Below are 14,692 nucleotides of genomic sequence, written 5' to 3' on the forward strand. Positions count from 1 at the left end.
CAATCAGGATTACAAAGGAGTTATTTGGAAATCTTATCGGAAATACGGAAATAGTCGAAATCGACGTAACCACCCGGAGTTTTGGTCGAATAATTAAACAAGCCAAAACGGTACCCCATAAAGTGCGGCATCGAATACTCCATTTTCAGCTGAGAGCCTATCGGCAGCCATGTTTTACCATCGAGACTATAGAAGAAATATCCGATATCGGTTTTATCCCTGAAATCGCATTCGGCTTTCAGATAGACTGTTTTCTGAGTCAAGGGAACAGATTGTGCCTCAACCGGAATCCGTGCCGAACCGTTTACCATTACAATTGATTTTACACCATTGGCAACCTTCACTCCCACCTGTCCGAACTTTTTCTGCAACAGAGCAAGTCCGGCAAAATCACCATCTTTCATGTTCGTCACATCAATAGCAGTGATGCCTGTAGAAACCGGACCGAAAGTACGTTGTGTCAACGTATTTCTGGCCTGCACGAACAGGGTATCGACGCGTCCGGTAGTCAGGCGCAGGTAGCCTTTTCGTTTGGTGACCGACCAAAGAGAGTTATCGGGATTGTGGTTCCACTGCCAAACCAATGGTAAAGCGCGTTCGCCGGGTTTACGGGTAAACTCGTCGGATGCTACAATGCCCGGATTGATGCCTTTACTTGCTGGAAGGTCGAGCGATTCCGGCAATTTCCCGTTAACACCGATCACCGGCCATCCATTTTCCCACTTCATGGGTACGAGATACGGAATACGACCTACCGATCCGTGATCCTGAAACAAATAGGCAAACCATCTTCCATCAGGGGTATCTATCATACCTCCCTGTGCCACACCCTGATCCTGAAAAGCGACTTTGCCTTCCCAGGGTCCGGCAAGTTTATCGGCTCTATGAACAAGAACAGTTCGCATTCCGCCGCGTGGCCAGCAAATATTGAACAAATAGCATTTGCCATCGTGCTGAAACAACTGAGATCCTTCGGCCGGAAGCATGATAGGACCGCCGGGCGCGCTTGCATTGTCAATAAGCACCCGTGTGGTCTCTTCTTTGACACCCGACAAATCAGCTTTCAATTCGGTTATCATAATTTTACCGCTACCGTAAACCAGATAGATATGACCGTCTTCGTCGAAAAATAGAGAATGGTCATGGAACGAAGGTTTGAACGAATGCTCTGTCCAGGGCCCTTTTTCAATATTTTTAGTGGTAAAAATGTACGTCTTGCCCGTTGTTTGAGCAAAAGTTGAAATATAGTAAAGTCCGTTGTGGTAACGGATACAGCTTGCCCAGGAACCCTTTCCATAATTGTTTTTTCCGTTATTCAGATCCAGGGCATCCATACTGCCGAGAGTAGAATATGCATAACCTATCATCTTCCAGTTGACAAGATCCTTCGATTTCATAATAGGCACCCCGGGATTCATGTGCATGGTGGTGCTACTCATATAGTAAGTGTCGCCTACCCGAATCATCGACATATCGGGTACGTCAGCAAAAATGATCGGATTATGGGCTTTACTTCCCTGAGCAAAAAGCATTGAAACACTCAAAAAAGAGAACAACAACAAAATATTTTTTTTCATTTTGATTATATATTATCAATTGACAAATAATCGCGTAATGCGATGCCAATCAGACCAATGCATTACTACAAACACATTGGCTCAGTTAAAATTAAATTCGATTAAGCGTATAAAAGAACGATACCAGCAACAACCAATAACCTGATTGCATCACAAGTCAATTCCCGGTACGATAAAGTGTATCAGCCGACATCAAAGAATGAATGCCAACCAAACCGGTTTGGATAATACGCTGTAAGTAGAAAGGTTTATATCTTCAAAAATCCCACGTGATCGGGGCAAAAATCACTCTTCCGTTTAAGATCTGATAAACAGATAAACCTTAAACGGACAAATTGTCATCTTGTTCGTTAGATAGCTTTTCTTTCACTTGGTTTAAATGCGCTCCTGTTTTTTTATAACAAATCTTATCAACAACTATTCTCCAACAATTGTCCAGCTCAATACCGTTCCATCCTTACGGTTGGGCAGTGTTCCCGGACGGTCGGCAGCGTACGGTTCGCCGGTACCCGGAGTCAAACCTACATAGCGGTTTGTTTTCAACGACAGCAACATGCACTGGTTGTGCAACATATCCTGCCACTGGAACAGGCTTCCTTCCGACTCCTGCTTCATCAACCGCACATCGCCCGAAATACCGATTCCCACAACAGTCAGGAAACCGGTGCCGTTCAATGCTTCGAGTGCTACCCTACCCTTACCGCGGTCGTGCACCCGAAACTGGCAACCATTGCCCTGAGCCTCTTTCGACCCTGTGGCGGCTGAATGCATCATACCGTGCGGGTTGGCCCATACCGGAGCGTCGGTTCCTAAATTAGTCAGAGTAATGATTTTCCCGACAGGAATATTGTGCGAACGGTCGGCAAGCGGTTCCACCACCCTGAAGTTATCAAAGTCGGCATATCCACCTTCTTTTCCTTGCGTATTATAGGCAAATAAAGCATAGCGCGAACCCTGAAAAGTCTTCAACTGATAGGGCAACCGGATAGAATCGCCGATATTGGTAAAATTCATTCCATCGACGCTATAGCTGAACTGAGCAATGTCTTTTTCGTAATCGCCCGATGCACGGAGGCTTATCTTTCCTGATGTCAGTTTTTCTTCAATCGTTTTGTTTTGGTATTGATCGTAGAATCGAAGGACGAAGCCGTCGTTATTTTTCACTATACCCAAACTGGCATAAGGCATGTTCAGATACGCCAAACCCGCATAGTCACCCGACTTCAAAGCACTTGCATCCAGCACTGCGGTGGCATACGATTCGGGGCCGATGACGCGTTGAGTCAAGGTGTTTTTTGCCCAGAGAAAATCGTTGGCAGGCAAAGTATGCAAACGCAATGCTCCTTTTTTCTTATTAAGCTCCCATTTGGCATCCACCGGATTGTGGTTCCATTGCCAAACGGATTGAAGTGCCGGACCTGAAAAATCGTCATTGCGCTGGTAAGGAGCCGAAGGACTTGTCTGTGCAGCCACATTCGGTTTGAGCCAGGTGCGGGGCGAGCGACCCAAATTGCCCGGAAGCCCAAAATAGGGCCAGCCATCCTGCCAGGTAACCGGTGAAAGGCATGTGGTGCGACCAACAGACATAAAGTCGATCATCGAAAAGCCCCACCAATCGCCATTGGGCAAATCGACAATACCACCCTGATGCATTGGCACAGCCCCGAAATAGTTGTTGCCAGCCGGTGTAAGTTGGAACTTGAAGCCCGGAGCCGGAACCTTAGACCCGAGACCAACATTGTCCGTCAGCCATCCCCGCTGAAACCCGAAAGTTTCTTCTGCGCTGATAACAGTAGTTTCATACGGACCGTAAGGCTTATCAGCACGGGCACATTGCATCCGCCCTGTGGGGGAATAATTGGCACTGATAATGTAATATTTCCCCTTTATTTTGTACATGTGATGTCCTTCGCCCATGTTGTTTCCGGCAGGAATAATAATCTTGTCACTACCATCCACAATGCCGCTAAAGTCTGGTTTCAGTTCTACCAAATGCACCTCATTGTATTTGTAAACAGCATAAATCTTCCCGTCTTCGTCGAAGAGAATGGACAAATCATAAATCTCGATATTGAGCGGTTTATGTATCCACGGCCCTTTCGGATCTTTGGACATAAACACCTGCATTCCATGATTGTTCACATTGGTAAAAATGTAGAACATGCCGTTGTGATAGCGGATACACGGCGCCCAAATTCCCTGCCCGTAAGCCTCCTTGCCATTTTCGAGATTAAAATCATCTCCCAAATTGAGGTTTTTGAAACAATAACCTAAGAATTCCCAGTTGACCAAATCTTTGGAGTGCATCACTACCACGCCCGGCATGGCATGCATGGTGGTACCGGCAAGGTAAAAATCGTCTCCCACACGGATCATATCGGGATCGGAAAACTCGTCGTAAAACAGAGGATTGGTGTAGGTCCCGTTGCCATTATCGGCCGTCCACGTCTGGGCATACGACATACAGGAGGCAAAAACACACAAAACGATCAGAATGAGACTCTTTCTATGGTGCATGGCAATACTTATTTTTTTGTTTTGATTCTAACCACAGTCAACGACATGGCCGGAGCTGAATAATTGAATGATTTACCGACTTTCACCGTTGATGACACCGGAGACACTTTTTGCGGGTTATCGAGTGTGTTTTCGGCATCGGCCTCTCCGCTCAAAACAGTCTGTTCAGCCAGTGATGCGATACTACCAAACTTACCCAGATTAATTTTCATCGGTTTCGGAGCGTTCCCGAAATTGACCATTTTCACTATAATGTCGCCGGTTTTGCTATCGCGAACACACGAAGCTGCAAGGTTTTGATCTTTTTCATCCTTCAAAATCACCTTGTCAAAATAGTAATCACCCTGATTGGCCGAGAACATCTTTTGCACATAGTAATTGGGAGTCGGATTGATTTTTACATTATTAAAAAAGATCATGTCGGTTTTCCACTGTGTGAAATCTTTCTTGGCCAGCAAGGGAGCATACGAAGCCATACGAACCACATCGCCATTACGTTCGAGCGAGGTCATGTAAGCCGCCTCGGCAATCGCGTTACGCAACTTGTTTCCCCACGAAGCATATTCGCCCAGATAGACCTCCGTTGCATTGCGCTTATACGAATCATAGCGGTTTTGATGAGAAATAAACCATTCGGGACTGGTATAGTAATGTTCGTCCACAATAGGAACTTTCAGGTCATCCGCCAATTTCCAACCCTTGGTAAAATCTTCACCATCGGGAGCCGGGCCTACCGTTCCAACAACAGTCACTTCGGGATGTTTGGCTTTGACAGCTGCAAAAATCATTTTGAAACGTTCTTCAAATTCAGGAGTAATTTTATCCTCGTTACCAATGCCGATATACTGGAGATTGAACGGAGCCGGATGACCTGCTGCCGCACGTTTGGCACCCCAAACGGATGTCACGGGGCCATTAGCCCATTCAATCAGATCCAGCACTTCCTGAACGTACTCCTGCATTTCGTTCATCGGCAACGCCTTTTGTCCGGTTCCGCCAACCCTCCAAGTATCTCCCGAGTTCTGACAACTTACAGCTGCCGGCAAAACGGGCAATGGTTTGGCTCCGATGTCTTCGCAAAAACGGAAATACTCATAATAGCCCAGTCCTGCTGTTTGATTGTAGTTCCAGATATTGCGTTGCTCCTTGCGTGTTTCGAGCGGACCGATGGTGTTTTTCCAGCGGTACATATTACCTAATCCGTCCCCATGCGCCAGACAACCACCCGGAAAACGGATAAAGCGCGGCTTCATGTCGGCCAGCATCTGCGCCAAATCGGCACGCATCCCATTCGGACGGTTTTTAAAGGTCTTTTCCGGGAACAACGAGATCAGATCCAATCCCACTTTCCCTGCATTAGTCGCCAAAATAACCAGATTAGCTGTATCGCAATTCGCCGAAGGAATAAGAGTAGCGCTATATTTTTTCCAGTCGGAAGCAGCCACCGAAACTGTTGTCTGAGCAAGAATTTTCCCTTTCAATGTTTGCAGGCAAATGGTAAATGCCACCGGCTCGTTGCCAAGTTGGCGGGCAAACATCGAAAAATCATATTTGTCGTTCGCCTTTACCACCATACCTTCAAAGCCGGAGTTCTTGATTCCGACCCCCGAAATCCCGGTGTATTTTGCCTCATGTCCGATATGCTCGACATCCAGAACCACGTAATGCGGATTGTTGGGATGAATGGGTGCGGTAGTTTCCACATTGATTCTGCCATACGAAAATCCGGGAGCAACATATTCCCAATACGAAAAGGGATTCCATGTTTTCTGCTCAGTAGGATTATACTCGAACGAACGGTTCTGTACCATTTCGGCATACAACCCGCCATCGGCAGAATAGTTGATGTCCTCAAAAAACAACCCGAAAAGGTCGGAGCTGATTTTTTTACCCCCTTTGGCCGCCTGCGAAGAAAACGAGAGAAACAGGAAGAACGAGAGAATAATAATTGTCGCAAACAGCGAATGAGATTTTAGATTCATAAATCGAATGTAATTTGTTTTATGGCATTAAAGCCATTGTCTTTTGATAGAATATGTATAGAAGTGAATTATTTGCTACATTTTGATTGCTGACCCCTCCTAACCTCCCCTAAATGGCAGGGCTGTTAAGTTCTGACAAATTGTAGCCCAGAGGGCTTTCCTATCAATAGAAAAATTGTCTCAGTTTGCACATTATTGTCCGTAGGACATTCATTGTGTATTCCCTACGGGAAATAAATCCTAATGACGATATTCTTTTTCTATTGCTATGTATGCCCTAACGGGCAAAACTACAGAACTTAACAGCCCTACCCTAAATGGGGAGGAACTAACCCGTAAAATCAGTAAACTTTGTATATTTCATAAAGTTACAGCCCCCATTTTGGGGGTTGGGGGTCAAGAAATAAAAAATCAAGACAGCTTCATTAAGTTGACTATGTGATGACCTACGAAAAATCAGGTTATTTTCTCAACAATCGGATATAATAGACTGATGCGGTCATATTTTTTTGTTGAGGGACAAACTTGACTCTCACAAAGTCTTTACCGGCAACGGCAGCATCAGGAATCGGATATTCCACGTTCTGGAACTTGTTGCTGTTCCATTTGCCGGAGAGATTTTCCGAAGTCAGCTTCACATCATCAATATAAATATCGAAGTTGCGCGGCCCCCTTTCATTGCCCCAATATCTGATAAGCAGGCTCAGGTTCGATTCTTTATTGGTGCTCAAGCGATAGCTGAAATAACCACCGTCGCGGGCATCGCGCCAAAATTCGTCCTGATTGTTACCTGTGTTGGAATTCTCTTTCTGAATAAAATGGTCGGCTTCGGGTTGTTGTTCGCCCGGAGCAACAAAGTCCACTGTACGTTTCTGCAAGGCCAGCTTTTGTTGTTCTACCTGAGCAAGTGAATCGGCAAAAGAGCGATACTGACTGTCGGACAACCGCATCCAGTACATTTCGTAACGGGCATCGTGAATTTTATAGAATGGCTCAAGCACCGCGTCGATCTTATTCGCCATTTTAATACCAGACAGGCTGAAGGTCATTGGTTTTCCGGTTACAGGAACAATCTTATCGGCCAGAGTAGACTCGTCATCTTCAATAATGACAGGAGCTTCATTCAACGGCATCTTTTTACCTCCGGCAATATGTCCCCAGCGGCTATCTCCGGCCACCAATCCGGTCAGATCGTTCGTGCCGGTTTTGGCAGCAAGCACAATCGGGCCGTGCATGAATGCTATGTAATTAGGCACGTTGGGCAATTGCACCACCGAATTGTGCATCGGAAGTTCAACCGCTACCACATCTCCTTGTTTCCATGTCCGTTCTACGGCAACATACGATGACGGATGAGCGGTATAGGCAACCGCTTTTCCGTTAACCGTGATTTTTAAGGCACCGTCGGCCACCCAGTAAGGATAACGAATCATCAGCTTGAAACGGGTATTACCGGCTGTAACCGTCAATTTCGTCTTTTCTTCATTCGGAAAATTGGTCTCTTGTTTGATTTTCAGCCCTTTTTCTTTCCAATTCAACACCGAAGCCACAAACAGGTTGACAAATAACGAATCGTGTTGATGGGTATAGATAAACTGGCTGTATTTCCCGTGGTTTTCCATGCCGCTACCCACACAGCACCACATGCCTTCGTTGGGAGCCGAATAGACCCGGTAGTGACGCGGACGCGCCGGAGTAAAATAGACATATCCGCCGTGATCGGGATGTTGCGTCGAAAGAATATGGTTGTACATGGTTCGTTCGTAATAATCGGCGTAGTTTGCCGACGGATGCAGGCGGAAAAGATCTTCGGTAAGCTTGAGCATATTGTACGAGTTGCACGATTCGGGACCTTCCACATCGTTCACAAAATCGATGCAGGATGCCACGCTGGGGAAAAACTCGCGACGGCTGTTGCCTCCGAATGCCAGGGTACGGTTCGTGGTCACCGTTTCCCAAAAGAATTTTCCGGCTTGCAGGTAAGCGGCATCATTGCTCAACTCACCTATCCGCTGAAAGCCGATTGCTTTCGGGACTTGCGTATTGGCGTGTTTGTTATCCAGATTATCTTTTCTCTGCGACATCGGATCGAGCAACATTTTATGCGAAAAACGTTCTGCCGCAGTGAGGTATTTTTTATCGTGGGTCATCTGATAAGCATCGGCAAGCACTTCATTCATCCCTCCCTGCTCGGTATCGAGCATCGATTGCATCTGAGCTTCGGAAAGTGACGCGGTAACTGATATTGCCCAGTCACAGAATTTCAGGAACATTGTTTTGGCCTGCTCATTTCCGGTATACAACCAGGCATCCCGGAGTCCGGCATACATCTTATGCACATTGTACCAGGGAACCCATGCCGCACGAAAAGCCGCAAAATCGCCTTTCTGAAAAGTGCTCCAGATGGCTTTGCTGTTGGGAACAGCTCCCACATACCCTTTGCCCCAGTCGCTATTTTTAGCGGTATTCGCATCCTGACAGGCTTTCAGTTCGGCAATCATGTAATCCATCCGTTTTTTGCATTCTGCATTGCCCGTTGCAGCATAGTTGATTGCCAACGCCGACAGATAATGGCCGCCCACATGGCCGTCCAGGCCGTCCCAGTTGACATAACTTTTCGCTTTCGCCGACAATCCGGCCTCTTTGCGATAACCTGCCAACAGACGGTCAACATCATATTTCAGCAGGACCTGAATATTCAAATCGCGGGCGTGTTTGAACGGACCGTCAAGTAAGGTCACATCCCGCAATGGGAATTCGTTGGGATATAGTTTTGTCTGTGCGAAGGCATTGGTGGATGCCGCTAAAAAACAGGAAAAAAGCAATGATGCTAAAACGGTTTTTTTCAAAAGTCTGTTCATACCGGAATTCGATTTATTTTAGTACTGTTATCGTAGAATCGGATTATTTTGCGGGGGTAAACTTATAAAATACTACCCCATGCACAGGCACTTTCAGCGAAAGTTGTCCGTTCGTGGCGTTGATTACGGATACATTCTTTTGTCTCCACAAATCACGCACAAGCTGCTTCCCGGATATTCCGAGTTTTGCAAAATCTTTGTATGAAAGTTGGGCTATATCAAGACCGAAATTACAAAAACCAACTGCTTTGCTACCATCTTCGAGCTCTTTCACGTAAACGCGAACATCACCCATCGTCTGAACACAGACTGCCTCTTTCCCCAACGGATCCTGATTTACTTCAATCACCTCATCATTCGTCAGCAAACTATAGGTGAAATCGTCCAGTTTTTCCATGTCACAACCAATAAGAAGTGGTGACGAGAAAAGACTCCAAAGGCTAATGTGAAGGTATTGTTCATCGGGTTTCAGCTTGCTTTTATGCGGATTACCCCAACCGACAGTACCTACTACCAGCATATCAGGATCGTTCCAGTTGCCCGGTTTTGCCCATGCGGCAGATTTGTCCTGATCGAGAGCAATGCTTCTCACGCTTTCCCATGTATCGGTAATATCGTTGGTGGTACGCCAGCAATTGCCACTCACCGAGTCGCCCCATTTCCACACATCCGACATGCCGTACTGGCACAAGCTGTACACAATATCACGGGGTTGCTGACGAAGGTATTCGCCCATCACTTTATATGGTTTGATTGCTGTATTCAATTCATTTCCGCCTTTGTACGACAAAGAAGACACTTTGTTCGGGTCGTTTTCAGGCAATCCGTCAATCACGTTACCATAGCTGCACCAGTCGTATTTCAGGTAGTCGAAACCCCATTTTGCATAGCTTTCGGCATCCTGTTTTTCGTAACCATAGCTTCCGGCGCAACCTCCGCAGGTCCATGGGCCTGGGCTGGAATACAAACCGATTTTCAGACCAAGGCCATGAACATAATCAGCCAGCGGTTTCATGTCGCCAAAGCGGGCGTTTGGAATAATATATCCGGCTTCATCGCGGAATTTACCCCGCAACGATTGATCTTTCGAATCGCGGTGATTCTGCCAGAAGTCATCAATATTAATGTATGTCCAACCGTGATTGACAAGACCGCTTTTTACCATCGCATCGGCAGCCCGTTTCACCTTATCGGCCGAAACTTCGCCTGCAAAGCAGTTCCAGCTGTTCCATCCCATCGGCGGAGTGAGTGCAATACGATCGCCACAAACAATGCGGAGTTTTTTGTCTGCTTTTCCCTTTGCATTTTTAGCGCTAAGCATCACCTCGTATGTTCCCGCTTTGGTAAGCGAGCCGGTGACGATACCGGTTTTGGAGTCCAGTTTCAGACCTTCGGGCAGACCTTTTGCAGAGAACGTCATGGGACGGTCGCCGGTTGCGGCAACAAAATACTGGAACGGAGAGCCCGGACGTACGCCGAAAACCGCAGCACTATTAATGCGTGGTTTGTCCGAAGCTTTAGGTGTGAGTATATACGGAACGCTGCTTACCGGATTGTAGGTTTTGAAAATAGTAACACCTTTTGCCTCAAATTTGGCATCTGCCCAATCGGCATGGTCGTAATAATTACCGTTGCCGCCATCGGTTACCACCAATTCGAGCTTGTTTATGCCTGTAAGTTGTACTGAGCAAGCCTTTGCTGCGTCTCCCAGTTTCATCAGACCGCTGGTCCATATTTTTTTGCCGTCGCCAAAGAGTTGAAATTCAACCGCAGGATCGTGGCCGGCAACCTCATCGTCAATCCCCACCTGAGCAGTAAAATTAACCGCCTTGCCTTCAAGCAAAACCAACAACGAACTCACCGAATGAGTTGAGAAACCACGCTCGAATGTTTTTCCCGCAATCGTTATCGTTTTGCCATCCAACGATTTATTTTTTCCGGGAACGCCGTAACCCTGCGTGGCTGCACTAAGATCCAACTGGTCGAGCCAGACGGTTTGAGCGTTAACACTCAACGTTAACAAGAAAAACGCCATGGCATATAAAAGTTTCTTCATCATTGTTTTGATTGATTATTTATGGGTTTTGATATATATTGTCGCTTCTGTCTGATTGTGCGATTTTACGGTTGGTTGAGGATTCCTATCTGCAGGAGTTTTTAAATGATTTACATTGCATCAAGATATTCAGAATTCTCTGCTCCGTTGTATCTTACTGCCAGAACTTCCAATTTCTCCCAAAAGCATCTTCCATTGAAAAATTTTGGACAAAGCCAACTAAGATAAAACAAACAGGCTATAATTGGCAATACTATTGAGATGCGATAGCTCGTTATTGTTTCATCTTATGTTTGCTGTTTTATAAAACTAAAATCAAAAATTATTTGGTTTGACTTGTCTCAATAACAGCTTTGTAAGCTGGTTTTGGATTCAATTGTCCATCGAACAAAAGCGCGTCCTGTCCACGTCGCCATGAACGGGTATCACTTAAACCCCAGAAGGTTACACGTTCGATTACGTCGGAATGGCGCATGAATATTTCGAATAATTTCTTATATACCTCAGCCTGTTTAATATAGTTCTCAGCCGGGATTTTTTTAGCACCCTGATTCACGCTAAAAGCACCACTGTTCTCGCCTGTTGCGGTTACGTCAAGTTCTGTAATAGAAACCTTTAGTCCCAGCGACGCGTAATCTTCAATGGCTTTTTCAACATCGGCAAGGTTGGTATCCAAATGCCAGTGACCCTGAATTCCAACACCGGTGATAGGTGCTCCTTCTTTAAGGAGACGTTTCAGCAGCAACATGGAACTTGCATGTTTTCCTTTGTTTTCAACCGCACCCTGTTCGATGTTGTAGTCGTTGTAGTATAATTTCGCTTTCGGATCGGCCTGATGCGCCCATTGAAAGGCTTTGGTCAATACCTCCGGTCCGACAACTTTATACCAACTGAAAGTGCGCAAATTTTCCGTCGAACCGTCGCCACCATCGGCAATGGACTCGTTGAAAACATCCCAACCAATGATACGTCCTTTGTATCGCCCTACCACGGTTTTGATATGTTTCTCCAACCGTTTCAGCGCAACTTTTTTACTTGCCATCTCACCTTTGATGCTGCGTGCCCACATCTCATCCATCGAGAGGCGCGGTGCTTTCGGATCAAAGCTCATTCGCGGTCCTCTTGCCGGTTGAGCCTCTTCGGTTTTCGGATTTACTGCCTGGAAAAACCATGCCGGAGTTTGTGAATGCCAGCCCAGGGTATGTCCCCACACTTTTAATCCGTTTTTCTGACACCAATCAACCATGGCATCGGTAGTTTTGAAATTATACGTATTTTCCGACGGATGAATTGGCTGCGGTTTCATGCAGTTTTCCGGCGTAACAATGTCGTACTGCGCTTTAATACTTGCCTGATAGGCCTCGTTATTCGAGGTCAGATCATCAGCGCAGCCGATAAGAAATTTATCAGCAAATGCTTGCTTTAGAGTCTTCTGTGACAATGTATTGTCCTGGCTATATCCAGAGACAGCCAAAGTCTCGATCAGGATAAAACCTGCCATAAAAAGTTTTCTCATCATAGTTTATCAGATTTATATTTGGTTATTATTTATCTATTCAATTTAATAGTTCCTCATTATAGCATATACGCCATATGTGGATTGTCAATATCCAGAAAGGTTTAAGACAACAGATATTTTTCAAATACTATTGGAGATTTATTCAAGAGCACATTTTCTATTTAACTGGATAAATAACAAATGCAGCTCTCAGGAATCAACGTAGCGGACTGATTCGGTAAAGTCCGGCGCCGTGTTGTTTCAATTCCCGACTGAATGCTCCGCTAAAAGTGCCCAAATCCTTATGCGCCCAAAGGTCACGCACTCTCGCGTTTCCTTTGATGCCAATGGATTGAAAATTAACCTTCACATCCGCTTTGTCCGGAAGGTCTATTTTGCCTTTATCCACAAGCGCTCCAAAAACAACCGAGCCCGTTTCCTGAGTTACATAACCTGTTGCAGAGAAGGTATCATACCCTTCCGGCAAGTCGTAAATAATTGTTGATTCGGCATGAGTGCCAATGCCATTCACTGCTTGACCATTCACCTGCAATGGTTTACCATCGCAAGCCTTATTTATCTGAGCAGCTCCCCAACCGGCAGTTGCACTGATCCACTTCAAATCGGTCAGTTTCAGATCGCCTTTCGGACCGTGAAGCACAGGATCGACCCAGGCCACATGATCCCAATCGTTACCATTGCCGCCGTCTTTCACAAAAAGCACCAGTCGTTTGCCGTCTTTTATCGACACTTCCACTTTTTGAGAACGTCCCTTGCCGGCAATTACCGGACTGGCATAGTCGGCATTAGCAAAATCGATGTTGTCTCCTTTGCTTTGGGCATTGAAAAGCGCCACGTATTTATCTTTACTACCGGGCACATCAGCAGTCCAAACTATCAGATTCTTATCGCGATATACCTGACGGTTATTCTTGCTATGTTGATTCACTTTCAACATTTCGGGGTTCGTCAGCATTTCTTTGGTAAAAGCGTCGATCTTTGTCATGTCGCCTCCAAAAATCAACGGTGAACGACCGATAGCCCAAAGGCTCATCAAAGTATATTGTTCCTCTTTTGTGAAATGAGTCGGACGGTTGAATTCGATCAGTCCGATAGGTAGCATGTCGGCATCGGGGAAATGGCCGGCGCCGCGATACGGAGTCCAGACATCCATCCGCTCGAACATAGCCAGCAAAGCACCCCAGCGATCCCAAAAATCGTCGGTAATACGCCACATGTTGGCATGATTCATAACGTGTTCGCCCATCTTCACCGGCGTTGCACCTGGCGATAAGCTCAACACGATGGGACGACCGGTTTTATCGATAGCCATGCGCAGGGCTTCAATTTCAGCTTTCTGCACATTGTCGTAAGGACGTGATATATCGTCACACTTAATATAGTCCACGCCCCAATCGGCATACATTTTTACAATGGAATAATAGTAGGCCTGTCCTTCCGGTTTGGTAGCATCCACCCCGTACATATCAGGATTCCAGGCGCAGGTAGAACTTTTCACGGCAATATCCTGAGCCTTAACATTTGTTCCCAATACCGGCAGATTTTTATCGACCGCTATACGAGGAATACCCCGCATGATGTGAATACCGAATTTCAATCCTTTGGAATGAACATAATCGGCCAGAGGCTTGAACCCTTTGCCATTGGCTGCGGAGGGAAACTTCTTCAAACCCGGAGTCAGGCGACCGTACTCGTCCATCGTAAGCATTGCTCCCGGTTTGTAGGCATGCCCTTTTGATTCGGGCTCGTACCATTGTATGTCTACGGTCAGATATTTATAACCGCTTGGCAAAAGGTATTTAGCCATCGCATCGGCTTGTTCCTTCACCTGTTGTTCGGTAACGGTTGTCCCAAAACAATCCCAACTGTTCCATCCGAGTGGTGGAGTTGCAGCAAATTGCCAGTATTTGGGCGTTGTTTGCGCATGTAAAATGCAGCAACCTGCGAGCAAAAACACACAAAGAAGTTTGAATGATCTAAGGTTCATAATTCGTTAATTTATATCTAATTGTTCATTAATATTCAGACAAGAGGAAAGCTACTGAGACGCGGTAGAGCTCCCCCTGGTCTTTTCTGGCGTAAGAGAAACAAATATACACTTTTTGCCTGATTCTATAAATCTGTAATTGACTCAATTACACTAAATTTTATTCAAATTCACCGGCTAACAGACAGTTTCA

7 protein-coding genes are annotated in these 14,692 nt (G+C 45.9%); all 7 read right to left on the reverse strand.

Annotated features, from left to right (window positions below; all coding sequences use genetic code 11):
• Positions 1-20: 20 nt before the first annotated feature.
• Positions 21-1,577 (reverse strand): glycoside hydrolase family 43 protein, encoded by a 1,557-nt coding sequence (locus tag PJIAN_RS10000; RefSeq protein ID WP_068704562.1) that lies wholly within the window; start codon positions 1,575-1,577, stop codon positions 21-23.
• Between the two features lie 417 nt (positions 1,578-1,994).
• Positions 1,995-4,094: a glycoside hydrolase family 43 protein gene (locus PJIAN_RS10005; RefSeq protein WP_068704564.1), complete on the reverse strand. Its 2,100-nt coding sequence runs from the start codon at positions 4,092-4,094 to the stop codon at positions 1,995-1,997.
• An 8-nt stretch (positions 4,095-4,102) separates the two neighbouring features.
• The gene (locus PJIAN_RS10010; RefSeq protein WP_068704566.1) at positions 4,103-6,076 is read right to left on the reverse strand and encodes an alpha-L-arabinofuranosidase family protein; all 1,974 of its coding nucleotides are present in this window, start codon (positions 6,074-6,076) and stop codon (positions 4,103-4,105) included.
• 461 nt (positions 6,077-6,537) lie between these two features.
• Positions 6,538-8,937 carry a glycoside hydrolase family 127 protein gene (locus PJIAN_RS10015; RefSeq protein ID WP_068704568.1) on the reverse strand — a complete coding sequence of 800 codons (2,400 nt, stop codon included), beginning with the start codon at positions 8,935-8,937 and terminating at the stop codon, positions 6,538-6,540.
• A gap of 43 nt (positions 8,938-8,980) precedes the next feature.
• Positions 8,981-10,996: an NPCBM/NEW2 domain-containing protein gene (locus tag PJIAN_RS10020; protein WP_236714394.1), complete on the reverse strand. Its 2,016-nt coding sequence runs from the start codon at positions 10,994-10,996 to the stop codon at positions 8,981-8,983.
• 319 nt (positions 10,997-11,315) lie between these two features.
• Complete coding sequence (locus PJIAN_RS10025; RefSeq protein WP_201787356.1) at positions 11,316-12,512, reverse strand: endo-1,4-beta-xylanase; 1,197 nt, start codon at positions 12,510-12,512, stop codon at positions 11,316-11,318.
• Positions 12,513-12,708: 196 nt separating this feature from the next.
• Positions 12,709-14,499, reverse strand: a complete 1,791-nt coding sequence (locus tag PJIAN_RS10030) for an NPCBM/NEW2 domain-containing protein (RefSeq protein WP_068704574.1) — start codon at positions 14,497-14,499, stop codon at positions 12,709-12,711.
• Positions 14,500-14,692: the final 193 nt, after the last annotated feature.

The sequence above is a fragment of the Paludibacter jiangxiensis genome, from assembly GCF_001618385.1.
Taxonomy (GTDB): domain Bacteria; phylum Bacteroidota; class Bacteroidia; order Bacteroidales; family Paludibacteraceae; genus Microbacter; species Microbacter jiangxiensis.